The organism is Tsukamurella serpentis, assembly GCF_054780975.1.
In genome coordinates, this window is sequence record NZ_BAAGVH010000002.1 from 718,257 (window position 1) to 732,056 (window position 13,800).

The 13,800-nt window shown below is 69.5% G+C and carries 21 protein-coding genes; 9 read left to right on the plus strand and 12 right to left on the minus strand.

Annotated elements, in window-relative coordinates; genetic code table 11:
- Positions 1 to 124: 124 nt before the first annotated feature.
- Entirely contained in the window at positions 125 to 670 is a 546-nt protein-coding gene (locus tag ACYVHG_RS05835; RefSeq protein WP_461166471.1) for a hypothetical protein, read from the plus strand.
- Positions 671 to 779: 109 nt separating this feature from the next.
- Here the strand turns inward: ACYVHG_RS05835 and rpsQ are convergent, their stop codons facing one another.
- From rpsQ to rpsJ, 11 genes are read right to left on the minus strand one after another with little or no spacing between them, the layout of a single operon-like run.
- Positions 780 to 1,085 carry a 30S ribosomal protein S17 gene (gene rpsQ, locus ACYVHG_RS05840; RefSeq protein ID WP_461166472.1) on the minus strand — a complete coding sequence of 102 codons (306 nt, stop codon included), beginning with the start codon at positions 1,083 to 1,085 and terminating at the stop codon, positions 780 to 782.
- Positions 1,082 to 1,312: a 50S ribosomal protein L29 gene (gene rpmC / locus ACYVHG_RS05845; protein ID WP_013128010.1), complete on the minus strand. Its 231-nt coding sequence runs from the start codon at positions 1,310 to 1,312 to the stop codon at positions 1,082 to 1,084. Before rpmC ends, rpsQ begins: the two co-directional genes overlap by 4 nt.
- The gene (gene rplP / locus ACYVHG_RS05850; RefSeq protein WP_013128011.1) at positions 1,312 to 1,728 is read right to left on the minus strand and encodes a 50S ribosomal protein L16; all 417 of its coding nucleotides are present in this window, start codon (positions 1,726 to 1,728) and stop codon (positions 1,312 to 1,314) included. Before rplP ends, rpmC begins: the two co-directional genes overlap by 1 nt.
- A gap of 4 nt (positions 1,729 to 1,732) precedes the next feature.
- The gene (gene rpsC, locus ACYVHG_RS05855; RefSeq protein ID WP_461166473.1) at positions 1,733 to 2,542 is read right to left on the minus strand and encodes a 30S ribosomal protein S3; all 810 of its coding nucleotides are present in this window, start codon (positions 2,540 to 2,542) and stop codon (positions 1,733 to 1,735) included.
- Between the two features lie 2 nt (positions 2,543 to 2,544).
- Positions 2,545 to 2,955, minus strand: a complete 411-nt coding sequence (rplV, locus tag ACYVHG_RS05860) for a 50S ribosomal protein L22 (RefSeq protein WP_461166474.1) — start codon at positions 2,953 to 2,955, stop codon at positions 2,545 to 2,547.
- Positions 2,955 to 3,236 carry a 30S ribosomal protein S19 gene (rpsS, locus tag ACYVHG_RS05865; RefSeq protein ID WP_068522670.1) on the minus strand — a complete coding sequence of 94 codons (282 nt, stop codon included), beginning with the start codon at positions 3,234 to 3,236 and terminating at the stop codon, positions 2,955 to 2,957. Before rpsS ends, rplV begins: the two co-directional genes overlap by 1 nt.
- Positions 3,237 to 3,250: 14 nt before the next feature.
- Positions 3,251 to 4,087 carry a 50S ribosomal protein L2 gene (gene rplB, locus ACYVHG_RS05870; RefSeq protein ID WP_068522671.1) on the minus strand — a complete coding sequence of 279 codons (837 nt, stop codon included), beginning with the start codon at positions 4,085 to 4,087 and terminating at the stop codon, positions 3,251 to 3,253.
- Positions 4,088 to 4,399 carry a 50S ribosomal protein L23 gene (rplW, locus tag ACYVHG_RS05875; RefSeq protein WP_461166475.1) on the minus strand — a complete coding sequence of 104 codons (312 nt, stop codon included), beginning with the start codon at positions 4,397 to 4,399 and terminating at the stop codon, positions 4,088 to 4,090.
- Positions 4,399 to 5,052, minus strand: a complete 654-nt coding sequence (gene rplD / locus ACYVHG_RS05880) for a 50S ribosomal protein L4 (protein ID WP_461166476.1) — start codon at positions 5,050 to 5,052, stop codon at positions 4,399 to 4,401. Before rplD ends, rplW begins: the two co-directional genes overlap by 1 nt.
- Complete coding sequence (gene rplC / locus ACYVHG_RS05885) at positions 5,049 to 5,714, minus strand: 50S ribosomal protein L3 (protein ID WP_461166477.1); 666 nt, start codon at positions 5,712 to 5,714, stop codon at positions 5,049 to 5,051. Before rplC ends, rplD begins: the two co-directional genes overlap by 4 nt.
- Before the next feature lie 43 nt (positions 5,715 to 5,757).
- The gene (gene rpsJ / locus ACYVHG_RS05890) at positions 5,758 to 6,063 is read right to left on the minus strand and encodes a 30S ribosomal protein S10 (protein ID WP_003938093.1); all 306 of its coding nucleotides are present in this window, start codon (positions 6,061 to 6,063) and stop codon (positions 5,758 to 5,760) included.
- 443 nt (positions 6,064 to 6,506) lie between these two features.
- Between rpsJ and ACYVHG_RS05895 the strand changes: the two genes are divergently transcribed.
- From ACYVHG_RS05895 to ACYVHG_RS05905, 3 genes are all read left to right on the plus strand, one after another.
- Entirely contained in the window at positions 6,507 to 7,505 is a 999-nt protein-coding gene (locus ACYVHG_RS05895; protein ID WP_461166478.1) for an alpha/beta hydrolase family protein, read from the plus strand.
- Positions 7,506 to 7,537: 32 nt separating this feature from the next.
- On the plus strand, positions 7,538 to 8,020 hold the full coding sequence (locus ACYVHG_RS05900) for a hotdog fold domain-containing protein (protein ID WP_461166479.1): 483 nt from the start codon (positions 7,538 to 7,540) through the stop codon (positions 8,018 to 8,020).
- A gap of 126 nt (positions 8,021 to 8,146) precedes the next feature.
- Positions 8,147 to 8,851 (plus strand): chymotrypsin family serine protease, encoded by a 705-nt coding sequence (locus tag ACYVHG_RS05905; protein ID WP_461166480.1) that lies wholly within the window; start codon positions 8,147 to 8,149, stop codon positions 8,849 to 8,851.
- A 79-nt stretch (positions 8,852 to 8,930) separates the two neighbouring features.
- Here the strand turns inward: ACYVHG_RS05905 and ACYVHG_RS05910 are convergent, their stop codons facing one another.
- Entirely contained in the window at positions 8,931 to 10,028 is a 1,098-nt protein-coding gene (locus ACYVHG_RS05910) for a CaiB/BaiF CoA transferase family protein (protein ID WP_461166481.1), read from the minus strand.
- A 33-nt stretch (positions 10,029 to 10,061) separates the two neighbouring features.
- On the opposite strand from ACYVHG_RS05910, the gene ACYVHG_RS05915 reads away from it, so the two are divergent.
- Genes ACYVHG_RS05915 through uraH form a run of 5 tightly spaced genes read left to right on the plus strand, consistent with a single transcriptional unit; the run spans position 10,062 to position 13,753 of the window.
- Complete coding sequence (locus ACYVHG_RS05915; protein ID WP_461166482.1) at positions 10,062 to 10,700, plus strand: alpha/beta hydrolase family protein; 639 nt, start codon at positions 10,062 to 10,064, stop codon at positions 10,698 to 10,700.
- 10 nt (positions 10,701 to 10,710) lie between these two features.
- Positions 10,711 to 11,733, plus strand: a complete 1,023-nt coding sequence (locus ACYVHG_RS05920) for a 2Fe-2S iron-sulfur cluster-binding protein (protein ID WP_461166483.1) — start codon at positions 10,711 to 10,713, stop codon at positions 11,731 to 11,733.
- Positions 11,733 to 12,860, plus strand: a complete 1,128-nt coding sequence (locus tag ACYVHG_RS05925) for an alcohol dehydrogenase catalytic domain-containing protein (RefSeq protein ID WP_461166484.1) — start codon at positions 11,733 to 11,735, stop codon at positions 12,858 to 12,860. Before ACYVHG_RS05920 ends, ACYVHG_RS05925 begins: the two co-directional genes overlap by 1 nt.
- Positions 12,861 to 12,908: 48 nt before the next feature.
- On the plus strand, positions 12,909 to 13,418 hold the full coding sequence (gene uraD, locus ACYVHG_RS05930; RefSeq protein ID WP_461166485.1) for a 2-oxo-4-hydroxy-4-carboxy-5-ureidoimidazoline decarboxylase: 510 nt from the start codon (positions 12,909 to 12,911) through the stop codon (positions 13,416 to 13,418).
- Positions 13,415 to 13,753: a hydroxyisourate hydrolase gene (uraH, locus tag ACYVHG_RS05935; RefSeq protein ID WP_461166486.1), complete on the plus strand. Its 339-nt coding sequence runs from the start codon at positions 13,415 to 13,417 to the stop codon at positions 13,751 to 13,753. The genes uraD and uraH overlap by 4 nt, the downstream gene beginning before the upstream one ends.
- Positions 13,754 to 13,800: the final 47 nt, after the last annotated feature.

The window sequence follows — 13,800 nt, forward strand, 5'->3', positions numbered from 1 at the left end:
TCCGAAATCGCGTCTTGTCCGTGTGTCGGCGGGCACACCCCTGGTGCGGCACCGAACGGCGGAATGGGCGACAATGCAAACCGGAAAGCGTGCGCCGCGCACGTACGCCACGGGAGGCAAGCAGATGACCGTATCGATCACGTACTCATCCCGCCGCGTCCTCGCGACAGCAGCGCTGGGACTCTCCCTCGCGGTGGCGGGGTGTGCGACGGTGCCCGGCGCCGGAACCGCCGATCCGCAGGTGGTGGCCGGGTACCAGTCCGCCATCGCCTCGTCCCGTGCCGCCGCCGCTGAGGCCGCGGGCAAGTCCGCGTGCGCCTCCTGGCGGGCCGGGTACGAGACCCGCACGACAGCCACCCGCGCGACCGTGGCCCACACCAAGGATCCGAAGTGGAACTGGAACACCATCGCGCCGGTGATCAGCGCGGAGTTCGCCGCGATCACCACCGAATCGAATCAGTTGACCTCGACCATCAGCACCGCGCAGCCGGCCGCCACCATCCACACCGCGCTGGTCGATTACAAGTCCAAGCTGGACGCCTACAACGAGGCACTGCACGCGGACCAGTCGGCGCGGGGCTCGAACGAGGCCACCTGGCCGCGGACCAAGGCCGCCAATGAGCCGCTGCGCTCCGCGACGTCCACGCTGCAGCGTCTGTGCCCGCTGTGACAGCCGGACACGCACACTGAGCGACCCCGAGAACGCGAGAACCCCCGGCCCTCCCTAGCGGGGGGTCCGGGGGTTCTCTCGGTGGGCCGGTGGCCGGTAACCGCGAGGGTTACTTGGCCTTCTCCAGCACCTCCACCAGGCGCCAGTGCTTGGTGGCGCTCAGCGGACGGGTCTCCATGATCCGGACGCGGTCACCCACGCCGGCCAGACCCTCTTCGTCATGCGCCTTCACCTTGGAGGTGGTGCGGATGATCTTGCCGTACAGGGCGTGCTTCACGCGGTCCTCGAGCTCGACGACGATGGTCTTCTCCATCTTGTCGGACACGACGTACCCGATGCGCACCTTGCGGCTGTTGCGCTCCTCGACCGAGGTATCGGTAGTCACAGTGTTCTCGCTGCTTCCATTCTTGCTCATGCGGCGTCACCCTCCGGACCCGATGCCAGGCCGAGCTCCCGCTCGCGCAGGATCGTGTAGATCCGGGCGATGTCGGTACGCACGGTGCGCAGGCGACGGTTGTTGCTCATCTGTCCGGTGGCCATCTGGAAGCGCAGGTTGAACAGCTCCTCCTTGGCCTCGCGCAGCTTCTCCACCAGTTCGTCCGCGGTGAGACCGCGGAGATCAGCGGCGACGGTGTTGCTCATCAGAACTGCTCCTCTCGGGTCACGATGCGGGTCTTGCAGGGGAGCTTGTGCTGCGCGCGGCGCAGGGCCTCGCGAGCGATCTGCTCATTGGGGTAGGTCATCTCGAACATCACGCGACCGGGCTTGACGTTCGCCACCCACCACTCGGGCGAACCCTTACCGGAACCCATGCGGGTCTCGGCCGGCTTCTTGGTGAGCGGGCGGTCCGGGAAGATGTTGATCCAGACCTTGCCGCCACGCTTGATGTGGCGGTTGATGGCGATACGAGCGGACTCGATCTGACGGTTGGTGATGTAGGCGGGCTCGAGAGCCTGGATGCCGTAGTCACCGAACGCCACGGTGGTGCCACCCTTGGCGGCGCCGGAGCGCTTGGGGTGGTGCTGCTTGCGGTGCTTCACCCGACGGGGGATCAACATGGCGTCAGCCCTCCTGGTTCGTTGCGGCCTGTGCCGCCGCCACCGGAGTCTCCTCCGTTGCGGCGCGACCGGCCTCGGTGCTGGTGGCGGTCGTGCCCGACGCGCCGCTGCGACGCGGGCGCTGCGGGCGCTCACGACGCGGGCCACGACGGTCGTCGTTCGACGGTGCCGCCAGCTCGCGCCGGCCGCCCACGACGTCGCCCTTGTAGATCCACACCTTGACGCCGATCCGCCCGAAGGTGGTCTTCGCCTCGTGCAGGCCGTAGTCGATGTCGGCACGCAGCGTGTGCAGGGGCACGCGGCCCTCGCGGTAGAACTCGCTGCGGCTCATCTCCGCGCCGCCCAGGCGACCCGAGCACTGCACCCGGATGCCCTTGACGTTCGGCTGACGCATCGCCGACTGGATCGCCTTGCGCATCGCGCGGCGGAACGCCACGCGGTTGCTCAGCTGCTCGGCGATGCCCTGCGCGACGAGCTGGGCGTCGGCCTCGGAGTTCTTCACCTCGAGGATGTTCAGCTGCACCTGCTTGCCGGTCAGCTTCTCCAGCTCGGCACGGATCCGGTCGGCCTCCGCGCCGCGGCGGCCGATCACGATGCCCGGACGCGCGGTGTGGATGTCCACCCGCACGCGGTCCCGGGTGCGCTCGATCTCGATCTTGCTGATGCCGGCGCGCTCGAGGCCGTCGGTCAGCTTCTTACGGATCGCGACGTCTTCCTTGACGTACTCGGCGTACTGCTTGTCGGCGTACCAGCGGGACTTCCAGTCCGTGGTGATGCCAAGGCGGAAGCCGTGGGGGTTGATCTTCTGACCCATGCTTACGCTCCCTTCCGGCTGTTACGGCTGGTGGCGGCCTTCTTGGACGCACCCTCGACCGCCGTCACGACGACGGTGATGTGGCTGGTGCGCTTGCGGATCCGGTACGCACGACCCTGAGCACGCGGCTGGATGCGCTTCATGGTCGGGCCCTCGTTGGCGTACGCCTCCGAGACGACCAGGGTGCGCGGGTCGAGTCCCAGGTTGTTCTGCGCGTTGGCGATCGCCGAGGCGAGCACCTTGGCGACCGGCTCGCTGGCGGCCTGCGGCGCGAACCGCAGGATCGCGAGCGCCTGCTCGGCGTCCTTGCCGCGGACCAGGTCGATCACCCGACGAGCCTTCATCGGCGTGACGCGCACGAAGCGCGCGGTGGCCGAGGCGGTCTGGTTCTGGACTTCGGTGTCGTTACTCATTAGCGGCGCTTCGCCTTCCGGTCGTCCTTGATGTGGCCCTTGAACGTCCGCGTCGGGGCGAACTCGCCCAGCTTGTGGCCCACCATGTTCTCCGAGACGAACACCGGCACGTGCTTGCGACCGTCGTGGACGGCGAAGGTGTGACCGATGAAGTCGGGGATGATGGTGGAGCGACGCGACCAGGTCTTGATGACCTGCTTGGTGCCCTTCTCGTTCTGGACGTCGACCTTCGCGAGGAGGTGGTCGTCGACGAACGGGCCCTTCTTGAGGCTGCGTGGCATTCTCTAACTCCCTCCTAGCGCTTGTTCTTACCGGACTTGCGGCGACGCACGATCAGCTTGTCGCTCGCCTTGTTCTTGCGGGTGCGGCCCTCGGGCTTGCCCCACGGGCTCACCGGGTGGCGACCACCGGAGGTCTTACCCTCACCACCGCCGTGCGGGTGGTCGACCGGGTTCATCACGACACCACGGACGGTCGGGCGCTTGCCCTTCCACCGCATACGGCCGGCCTTACCCCAGTTGATGTTGCTCTGCTCGGCGTTGCCCACCTCGCCGACGGTGGCGCGGCAGCGCACGTCGACGCGACGGATCTCACCGGAGGGCATACGCAGGGTGGCGTAGGCGCCCTCCTTGCCCAGCAGCTGGATGCTGGCACCGGCCGAACGGGCCATCTTGGCACCGCCACCGGGGCGCAGCTCGACGGCGTGGATCACGGTGCCGGCGGGGATGTTGCGCAGCGGCAGGGCGTTGCCCGGCTTGATGTCGGCGTTGGGGCCGGACTCGACCACATCGCCCTGCTTGAGGTCCTTGGGGGCGAGGATGTACCGCTTCTCGCCGTCCAAGTAGTGCAGCAGTGCGATCCGCGAGGTGCGGTTGGGGTCGTACTCGATGTGCGCGACCTTGGCGTTGATGCCGTCCTTGTCATGGCGACGGAAGTCGATGACGCGGTACGCACGCTTGTGACCGCCACCCTTGTGCCGGGTGGTGATACGACCGTGCGCGTTGCGGCCACCACGGCCGTGCAGCGGGCGGATCAGCGACTTCTCCGGGGTCGAACGCGTGATCTCGTCGAAGGTCGAGCCCGACGAGCCGCGACGACCCGGAGTGGTCGGCTTGTACTTACGGATAGCCATTTAGCTCGCGCCTCCGAAGATGTCGATGGGCTTGCTATCGGCGCTCAGGGTCACGATGGCGCGCTTGGTGCTCTTGCGCTGACCGTAACCGGCACGGGTGCGCTTGCGCTTGCCCTGGCGGTTCAAGGTGTTGACGCTGTCGACCTTGACGCCGAAGATCTTCTCCACGGCGATCTTGATCTGCGTCTTGTTCGCGTCCGGGTGCACCACGAAGGTGTACGTGTTCTCCTCGATCAGGCCGTAGGCCTTCTCGGAGATCACCGGCGCGAGCAGGATGTCCCGCGGGTCGGCGGGGATGGTTGCGGTAGCCATCAGGCGCTCGCCTCCTCAGTCTTCGATGCGCTCGCGATGAACGAACCCAGCGCCTCGCGGCTGAACACCACGTCGTCGCTGTCGAGGACGTCGTAGGTGTTGAGCTGGTCGGGGTAGATCCACTTCGCGTTCGGCAGGTTCTGGACGCTGCGCTGCGCGGTCAGGTCCTCGCGGCCGACGACCACCAGGAACTTCTTGCGCTCCGACAGCGCGGCCAGGAACAGGCGGGCCGACTTGGTCGACGCCTCCTGGCCGGCCACCAGCTCGGTGACGACGTGGATACGGTCCTCGCGGACCCGGTCGGTGAGGGCACCGCGCAGGGCGGCGGCCTTCATCTTCTTCGGGGTGCGCTGGCTGTAGTCACGCGGCTGCGGACCGTGAACGGTGCCACCACCGGCGAACTGCGGTGCACGGGTCGAACCCTGGCGGGCGCGACCGGTGCCCTTCTGGCGGTACGGCTTGCGGCCACCGCCGCGGACCTCGCCGCGGGTCTTGGTGGCGTGGGTGCCGGCACGCGCAGCGGCGAGCTGCGCGACGACCACCTGGTGCATCAGCGCGATGTTGGGCTCCACGTCGAAGATCTCGGCGGGGAGGTCGACGGTGCCGTCGGCCTTGCCGTCGGCGGTCTTGACATCGAGAGTCAGCTTGCTCATGCGCGAGCACCACCCTTCACAGCGGTACGGACCATCACGAGGCCGCCCTTGCGACCGGGGATTGCGCCCTTGATCAGCAGGACGCCGGCCTCGGCGTCCACCTTGAACACGGTGAGGTTCTGCGTGGTCACCTTGTCCGAGCCCATGCGGCCGGCCATGCGCACGCCCTTGAAGACGCGGCCGGGGGTGGCGCAGCCACCGATGGAACCGGGAGCACGGTGGACCGCCTGCGCGCCGTGCGAGGCGCCCAGGCCGGCGAAGCCGTGGCGCTTCATAACGCCGGCGTAGCCCTTGCCCTTGCTGATGCCGGTCACGTCGACGAAGGCACCGTCGGCGAAGACGTCGGCGCCCAGCTCCTGGCCCACCTCGTACTCGGCGGCGGCCTCGGCGTCGGCGAGCCGCAGCTCGGCGATGTGGCGACGCGGGGTGACACCGGCCTTGGTGAACTGGCCCGAGACGGGCTTGTTCACCTTGCGCGGGTCGATCGCGCCGAAGGCCAGCTGAACGGCGTCGTAGCCGTCCGCGGCCTGGGTACGGATCTGGGTGACCACGTTCGGCCCGGCCTTGACGACGGTCACCGGGACGACCCGGTTGTTCTCGTCGAAGACCTGGGTCATGCCGAGCTTGGTGCCCAGGATTCCCTTGATCTTGTTCTCAGTCATTTAGAACTCGTCTCTCAAATCTCCGTTAGCTACCCGAAGCCGCTTACTGGATGTTCACGTCGACGCTGGCCGGCAGGTCGATGCGCATGAGCGCGTCGACCGTCTTGGGCGTCGGGTCCAGGATGTCGATCAGCCGCTTGTGGGTACGCATCTCGAAGTGCTCGCGCGAGTCCTTGTACTTGTGCGGCGAGCGGATGACGCAGTACACGTTCTTCTCCGTCGGCAGCGGCACGGGACCGACCACACGGGCGCCGGTGCGGGTCACGGTCTCGACGATCTTCCGAGCAGACGCGTCGATCGCCTCATGGTCATAGGCCTTGAGCCTGATGCGGATCTTCTGTCCCGCCACGCTGTGTCCTCTTCCGTCAAGTGTTCACGTATTGCCTGACGCACGGACAGCCTCATCACCTGCGGGAAATGTCCCGCTCAAAAGTCGATCGACGCTGTTCATGTGTCAAATTGCTCCGGTCCACGCGGTCGGGCGTGTCGCGCTGGCGCTCATGCTCCGCTGGATGGTCCGGTGGCTCCCTGGGGAGCCGGGGCGATACCTTCGACCCTGCGAACGACTCCGTGGTTCCCCGCGTTCCGACCGCCGAATACTCGACAGGTCGCACGACAAGTCACACGAAGTCACGCCGCCCGGTCAAGGCAACCCCACCAGTATGCACTTCTTCGACGCAGCTTTCAAATCGCTTCCGCCGGTCTCCGCCCCCGCCCTGCCGGTTGCGGCACATCTCACACCGGCACGTCTCACTCCCGGGCCGGGCACGGATGTCTGGAAGAATGTCGGCCATGACCGAAAAGCGCGTCGCATCGCAGCTCGGCGCGCTCCTGGTGGTGACGGCGCTGAGCGCCGGCTGCACCGTCGGGCCGGTGAGCAGCATCGGCACCTCGGCGGGCCCGTCGACCTCCTCGGGGGTGGCCGACCCGCCACCGTCGGCCGCCACGCTGCGCGACGATTCGATCCGCTACTCCTACCCTGCACCGGACGCCGACCCGCGGCAGAACTTCGGCAATCTGTACCTCCCGCGCGGCGCGCACGCACCGAGGTCGGTGCCGCTGGTGGTGCTGATCCACGGCGGCGGCTGGCGGGCCCGGGCCAACGCCGGGTACATGGTCGACGTGGCGCGGGCGCTGCAGCGCGCCGGGCTGGCGGTGTGGAACATCGAGTACCGGCGGGTCGGCTCGGGCGGGGGCTGGCCCACCACCTTCACCGATGTGGGGTACGCGGTCGATCACGTCCCCGCACTGGCGCAGTCGGCACCCGCGGTGGACCCGTCGAACGTGATCCTGGTCGGACACAGCGCCGGCGGGCAGCTCGCGGCCTGGGCCGCCTCCCGCGCCGCGCTGCCCCAGGGCGCCCCCGGGGTGACCTGGCCGCCGGGGGGCGGTCCGGCGGTGATCCCGCGCGCCTTCGTCTCCATGGCCGGTGTGCTGGACATGCGCACGTCGTCGCGCCTGAACGACCACGTGCGCAATGCGCTCGGCGGTATGCCGGACATCGTCCCGGACCGGTACGCGCTGGCGAACCCGATCCAGCGGATCGACCCGTCGATGCCGTCCATCGCGATCCACGGCACCGACGACACCGTGGTCCCGGTCCAGGAATCGGTGACCTTCGTCGATGCCGCGCGCGCGGCCGGAGCACCGTCGCTGCTGGTGGAGCTCAAGGGGGCGAACCACGGAACCCCGGTGAACGTGCGGACCCGCTGGTGGCCGACGATCCAGGACACCATCGTGCGGCTCGCCCGTGAGGGGTTCCCCGCGGTGGCGGCCGATCCGCCGCGCTGACCCGCTATCTTACCGCGCGGTAAGATAGCGTCATGTCTGATACCAACACGCTCAAGATGTGGCGCGCGCTCAGCGAGAAGCCGCTCGGCAAGCTCGCGTTCTCGGCGGGCGCCTCGCTGAAGGCCCCGTACTTCGCGTCGGTCACCCCGTACATCTCGGAGATCGAGTACGGGCGCGCGGTGATCCGCGGCCCGAAGTGGTGGTTCGTGCAGAACCACATCGGCACCTTCCACGCCATCGCGGCCTGCAACCTGGCCGAGGTCGGCATGGGCATGGTCATGGAGGCCTCGACGCCGAGCACGCACCGCTGGCTCCCGAAGTCGATGAAGGTCGACTACCTCGCGAAGGCCGAGTCGTCGCTGACCGCAACCGCGACCCTGGCCGAGGAGATCGACTGGGACGCGATCACCACCGGCCGTGACGTGGTGGTGGAGATCGCCGTGACGGACAAGAAGGGCACCGAGGTGGTGCACGCCCAGATCACGACCTGGGTCACCCCCAAACCCGCGCAGTGACCGCAGCGACGTAACCCGACGCAACACCAGCATCACTTCCCCCACGTGCAACAGATCTCGTTTGGTTTACACACGGTGTGGGGTGTGGCACGCTACCGACGACCGTTCCGCGCCCCGAGGAGGATCATGCGCCGCACCACCGGGTCCACGCCCAGCACCATCGCCGTCGCCATCGGTGCGGCGGTCGTCGGTGCGGGCGTCCTGATCCCCGCCCCTGCACAGGCCGCCACCACGATCGTCCCGGGCTCCTCGGTGCTCACCGTCTCCAAGCTGGTGGGCAACAAGGCCGACGGCCGCGGCTGCACCGTCGGATTCATCGGAGCGCGACCGGACGGCACCCGCGTGGGCCTGTACGCCGGGCACTGCGGCGCCGAGGGGCAGCAGGTGGTGGTGGACGGACGCATCGTCGGCGTGAACACCGGCTCGTCGGCACCGGCGCTGACCAAGTCGGACACCTTCGAGGTGCCCGACGCTCCGGACTGGGGCGTGTTCACCCTGGACCCGCGGCTGGCGACCGCCGCCCCCGGCGGCCGGGTGCGCCCCAGCTCGGTGGGCACCGCCAAGGCCGGCGACCAGGTGTGCAGCCAGGGCGTCTCGTCCGGCTGGCGCTGCGGCTCGGTGGTCAGCGTGGACGGCGGCTACATCGCCACCACCATCCCGGTGAAGGTGGGCGACAGCGGCGGGCCGCTGATCCGCACCTCCGACAACGCCGCCCTGGGCATCGCCAGCCGCGCCGCCACGTTCAGCGGTCCGGTGCGCACCAACGGCTCCCTGTTCTACGACCTGGGCGCCACCCTGCGCGCCACCGGCACCACCCTGGTCACCGGATAGCCGTGAATATCCCGGTTTTCGGGGCTACGAAGCCGAATCGGGCCTCATAGCCCCGAAAACCGCAGGTTTCACAGCGGGTTCAGCGCCAGAGCGTCGCCGCCGGATCCACCACGTCGGCCACCGGAGCGGTGGGCCGGGCCGCGGGAGTGCGGGAGAACCGCGGTGCCGGCATCGGCGCCATCGCCTCCCCCACCTGCTGCAGATTGCCGCGCGCGGCCATGTGCGGATGGTCCGGTGCCTCGGCGAAGGTGAGGATCGGCGCGACACAGGCATCGGAGTCGAAGAAGATCTCCGCCCACTCGTCCCGCGTCCGGGTGCGCAACGCCGCGTCGATCGCCGCCCGCAGCTCGGGCCATCGTGCCTGGTCCAGCTGGGCGGGCAGATCCTCGGCGTTCAAGCCCAGCTTGACCAGCAGTTCCGCGAAGAACTGCGGCTCGATCGCCCCCACCGAGAGGTACTTGCCGTCGGCGCATTCGTAGGTGTCGTAGAACGGGGCACCGCCGTCGAGAGTGTTCACGCCACGCTCATCGCTCCAGATCCCCTGCCCGCGGAAGTCCCACTGCATCTGCCCGATCAGGGATGCGCCGTCCACCATCGCGACGTCGATCACCTGCCCCTTCCCGGAGACGCTGCGCTCGTACAGCGCGGCCAACACCCCGAAGACCAGGAACATCGAGCCGCCACCGAAGTCGCCGACCAGGTTCAGCGGCGGCACCGGACGCTCGCCCTTTCGGCCGATCGCGTGCAGCAGGCCGGTGAGTGCGAGGTAGTTCATGTCGTGGCCGGCGCGCTGCGCGAACGGACCGTCCTGACCCCAGCCGGTCATCCGGGCGTAGACGATGCCCGGGTTGCGCTGCTGCACCTCCTCCGGCCCCAGGCCCAGACGCTCCATCACACCCGGCCGGAATCCCTCGACCAGCACGTCCGCGCGGTCGATCAGATCCAGCACAGCGGCGATCTGGTCCGGGTCCTTCAGATCCGCCTCGACGATCCGCCGCCCGCGCTTGACCCCGGTGGGCCTCCCGGTGAGGCCGGAGACTCCGACCCCGGGACGCTGCACCGAGACCACGTCGGCGCCCTGGTCGGCCAGCAGCATCGCCGCGTGCGGGGCGGGCCCGAGACCCGCGAACTCGACCACCTTCAACCCCGCCAGGGGGCCCTGCTTCGAATCAGTCATGAATCGACGTTAACTTGCCCGTACCCTGTCGACGTGACCTGGCTCTCCATTCACGATCCCGATGCCGGTACCGACGTCCGCGCGACCCTGGTACTGGCGCACGGCGCCGGCGGCGACCGCGACGCCACGATGCTGCGACTGCTCGGCGACGAACTGGCCGGACGGGGGGTGCGCACGGTACGGATCGACCTGCCCTTCCGCCGGCTGCGGCCGAAGGGCCCGCCGTCACCGTCGGGACAGCCGGCCGACCGCGCCGCCTTCGCCGAGGCGGTGCGCACCCTGGAGCTGGACGGGACGATCCTGTGGGGCGGGCACAGTTACGGCGGCCGGATGGCGTCGATGGCGGTCGCCGAACTCGCCGACGGAGCCGGCCCCGGAGCCGCACTGCCCGCGGGCCTGCTGCTGCTGTCCTATCCGCTGCACCCGCCGGGCCGGCCGGAGCGGGCCCGCACCGAACACCTGCCCGCCGTCTCGGTCCCGACGGTGCTGGTGCACGGCAAGCGCGATCCGTTCGCCACCACCGAGGAACTCGCCGAGGCCGCGGAACTGATCGCCGGACCCACCACGATCGTGGAGGTGGCCGCCGCACACGATCTGGCGCCCACCCGATCCGGCGCGCCGGTCAAGGCCGCCGACGCCGTGATCGCGCTGCTCGATCAGGCGCACCGATAACCTGTCAGGCATGAGTCTGACCCCCCATTCGAGCCGCAGCCAGATCGTCACCGTCACCGAGGTGGTCGACGAGACGGATCTCGCCAAGTCGTTCGTCTTCGACGCGCAGTGGGACTACCGGCCCGGGCAGTTCGTCACCGTCCGCGTGCCCTCGGAGCTGACCGGGTCGGTGGCGCGGTCGTACTCGCTGTTCACCTCCCCGTTCGACCCGGGCTCCCCCGGCGTGACGGTCAAGCGCACCGCCGGCGGGTACGCCTCGAACTGGCTGTGCGACAACCTGGCCGCCGGCAGCGAGCTGGAGGTCCTGCCACCGGCCGGTTCTTTCGTCCCCGAGAGCCTGGACGTTCCGCTGCTGCTGCTCGCCGCGGGCAGCGGGATCACCCCGATCATGTCGATCCTGGCCGCTGCGCTCACCGCCGGCACCGAGCCGATCACCCTGCTGTACGCCAACGCCGATCCGGCGTCGACCATCTTCCGGGACCGGATCGCCGCGCTGGAGGCCGAGCACGAGCGGCTGACGGTGCTGTGGTGGATGGAGTCCGAACGCGGCATCCCGGACGCCGACAGCCTCTCCACGCTGCTCACGCCCTACCACTCGCGGGCCACCTACCTGTGCGGGCGAGAGGAGTTCATGGCCGCGTGCAAGCAGGCGGCGAACCTCATCGGCACCCCTCGTGAGCAGGTGCATCAGGAGATCTACGCCTCGCTCACCGGTGACGCCTTCGCCGACATCGTGCCGCACGAGGTCCCCGTCACCGATGACGCGCCGCAGGTCACCGTGTACAACCTCGGGGCCACCTTCACCGTCCCGTGGCCGCACAGCGAGTCCCTGGTGGACGTGCTGATCAACAACGGCCACGACGTGCCCTACTCCTGCCAGTCCGGTGAGTGCGCGACCTGCCTGTGCCGGTTGACCAAGGGCACCGTCGAGATGGCGGTGACCGACGGACTCGACCCCGACGACGCCGAGGACGGCTACATTCTGGGATGTCAGGCCAAGCCGACGTCGCCGGAGCTGGAGGTCGAATACTGATGCGGATCCGCGGAGCGGTGCTCGAGGAGATCGGCAGGCCGCGCCCGTACGCGGATTCGACGCCGATCTCCGTCGGAGAGCTGGAGCTGGCGCCGCCCGGACCGGGCGAGGTCCTGGTGCGCATCGAGGCCGCGGGACTGTGCCATTCGGACCTGTCGGTGGTGGACGGGAACCGGGTGCGGCCGGTGCCGATGCTGCTCGGTCACGAGGCGGCGGGCATCGTCGAGGAGCTCGGTCCGGTCCCGGCGGGAACCGGACCCGATGTGGCCGTCGGTGACCGGGTGGTGATGGCCTTCCTACCGCGGTGCGGCGAGTGCGCGCCCTGCCGCACCGACGGCCGTTTGCCGTGCGCCCCGGGCAGCGCCGCCAACAACGCCGGTGAGCTGCTGGGCGGCGGACGGCGACTGAGCCGCGGCGGCGAGCCGGTGCACCACCACCTCGGCGTCTCCGGATTCGCCGATCACGCCGTGGTCGATGCCCGCTCGGTCACCCGGGTCGATGCCGACGTCCCGCCCGAGGTGGCCGCGGTGCTCGGCTGCGCGGTGCTCACCGGCGGCGGCGCGGTGCTCAACGCCGGCGCACCCGGCGGCGGCGACGACGTGATCGTGATCGGGCTGGGTGGCGTGGGGATGGCCGCCGTGCTCACCGCGAAGTCGCTGCAGGCCGACGGTGCCGTCGGCCGGGTGATCGGTGTGGATGCGCAGCCGGCCAAGCTGGACGCCGCCCGCGGACTCGGTGCCGACCTCACCTACAGTCCGCAGCAGGTGCTCGACGCCGGACTGCGGGCGCCGGTGGTGATCGAGGCGGCCGGGCATCCCGCTGCCTTCGAGACCGCCGTCGCGGCCACCGCCCCGGGTGGGCGGACGGTCACCGTCGGGCTGCCGAATCCGCAGGCCCGCGCGCAGATCAGTCCGTTGCAGATGACCGCGGAGGCGCGCACCATCATCGGCAGTTATCTCGGCTCGGCGGTACCGCAACGTGACATCCCCCGGTACGTGCAGTTGTGGCGGGAGGGCCGGTTACCGGTGGAGAAGCTGATCAGCGGGGTCATCGCCGTGGAGCAGATCAACCAGGGCATGGACGCGCTGGCCGACGGTGCCGCGGTCCGGCAGATCATCCGATTCTGATCGATTTTCCGCATACCGGAATCCGGTTTCGGGTTTAGGGTGGGCGGCATGGGATTGGCCGATTTCAACACCGCGGACCGCGACCGGGCCGCGCAGTGGGCCCGGGTGTGGGCCTCGATCGACTCCTGGGCGCTCGCACTGGCCGACGCGCGCCCGTTCGGCAGCGTCGAGGCCGCGGCCGCCCGCGCCGACGAGCTCTCGCAGTCCTGGACCGCGGCCGATCTCGACGCCGCCCTGGCCGACCACCCGCGGATCGGCCGGCAGCCCACCGGCGACGGTGCCGCGGCGCAGGCCTCCCGCTCCGAGCAGGCGGCGGTCGGCTCGGCCGAGCAGCGCACCGTCGACGCGATCGCGCAGGCCAACGCCGATTACGAGGCGCGGTTCGGGCGGGTCTTCCTGATCCGCGCGGCCGGACGGTCGGCGGAGGAGATCCTGGCGCACGCCCACCGCCGGCTGGGCAACGACGAGGCCACCGAGTCCGGCGAGGCGCTTGCGCAGCTGCGGGAGATCGCCCTGCTGCGACTACACACCGACCTGAGCGCAGGAGAACAGCAGTGACCCACTCGACCCACTCGACCCACTTGACGACGCATGTCCTCGATTCCACCACCGGCACCCCCGCCGCCGGTGTGGCGGTGGTCCTCACCGGCATCGACGGCACCGAACTCGGGCGCGGTAGTACCGACGCCGACGGCCGGCTCGCGCTCGGCCCCCAGCAGCTCGAACCCGGCGACTACCTGCTGGCCTTCGGCACCGGCGCCTACTTCGCCCGGGAGGGGCGCGAGAGCTTCTACCCGACGGTGACCGTCAACTTCAGTGTCGGCGACCGCCCGCACTATCACGTACCGCTGCTGCTCTCGCCGTTCGGATACTCCACCTACCGCGGCAGCTGACCTGCAACACCGGTGTAACCGGCCGCCTCGAATCGGAAATGTTGCGG

Coding starts and splice junctions, on each gene's coding strand:
- ACYVHG_RS05925 (WP_461166484.1), top strand. CDS start 11,733: ATGCGGATCCGCGGAGCGGTGCTCGAGGAGATCGGCAGGCCGCGCCCG.
- rplC (WP_461166477.1), bottom strand. CDS start 5,714: ATGACTGAGAACAAGATCAAGGGAATCCTGGGCACCAAGCTCGGCATG.
- rpsS (WP_068522670.1), bottom strand. CDS start 3,236: ATGCCACGCAGCCTCAAGAAGGGCCCGTTCGTCGACGACCACCTCCTC.
- rplP (WP_013128011.1), bottom strand. CDS start 1,728: ATGTTGATCCCCCGTCGGGTGAAGCACCGCAAGCAGCACCACCCCAAG.
- ACYVHG_RS05900 (WP_461166479.1), top strand. CDS start 7,538: ATGTCTGATACCAACACGCTCAAGATGTGGCGCGCGCTCAGCGAGAAG.
- rpmC (WP_013128010.1), bottom strand. CDS start 1,312: ATGAGCAACACCGTCGCCGCTGATCTCCGCGGTCTCACCGCGGACGAA.
- rpsC (WP_461166473.1), bottom strand. CDS start 2,542: ATGGGTCAGAAGATCAACCCCCACGGCTTCCGCCTTGGCATCACCACG.
- rplD (WP_461166476.1), bottom strand. CDS start 5,052: ATGAGCAAGCTGACTCTCGATGTCAAGACCGCCGACGGCAAGGCCGAC.
- rplV (WP_461166474.1), bottom strand. CDS start 2,955: ATGAGTAACGACACCGAAGTCCAGAACCAGACCGCCTCGGCCACCGCG.
- ACYVHG_RS05905 (WP_461166480.1), top strand. CDS start 8,147: ATGCGCCGCACCACCGGGTCCACGCCCAGCACCATCGCCGTCGCCATC.
- uraD (WP_461166485.1), top strand. CDS start 12,909: ATGGGATTGGCCGATTTCAACACCGCGGACCGCGACCGGGCCGCGCAG.
- ACYVHG_RS05895 (WP_461166478.1), top strand. CDS start 6,507: ATGACCGAAAAGCGCGTCGCATCGCAGCTCGGCGCGCTCCTGGTGGTG.
- rpsQ (WP_461166472.1), bottom strand. CDS start 1,085: ATGAGCAAGAATGGAAGCAGCGAGAACACTGTGACTACCGATACCTCG.
- rplB (WP_068522671.1), bottom strand. CDS start 4,087: ATGGCTATCCGTAAGTACAAGCCGACCACTCCGGGTCGTCGCGGCTCG.
- ACYVHG_RS05920 (WP_461166483.1), top strand. CDS start 10,711: ATGAGTCTGACCCCCCATTCGAGCCGCAGCCAGATCGTCACCGTCACC.
- ACYVHG_RS05910 (WP_461166481.1), bottom strand. CDS start 10,028: ATGACTGATTCGAAGCAGGGCCCCCTGGCGGGGTTGAAGGTGGTCGAG.
- rplW (WP_461166475.1), bottom strand. CDS start 4,399: ATGGCTACCGCAACCATCCCCGCCGACCCGCGGGACATCCTGCTCGCG.
- ACYVHG_RS05835 (WP_461166471.1), top strand. CDS start 125: ATGACCGTATCGATCACGTACTCATCCCGCCGCGTCCTCGCGACAGCA.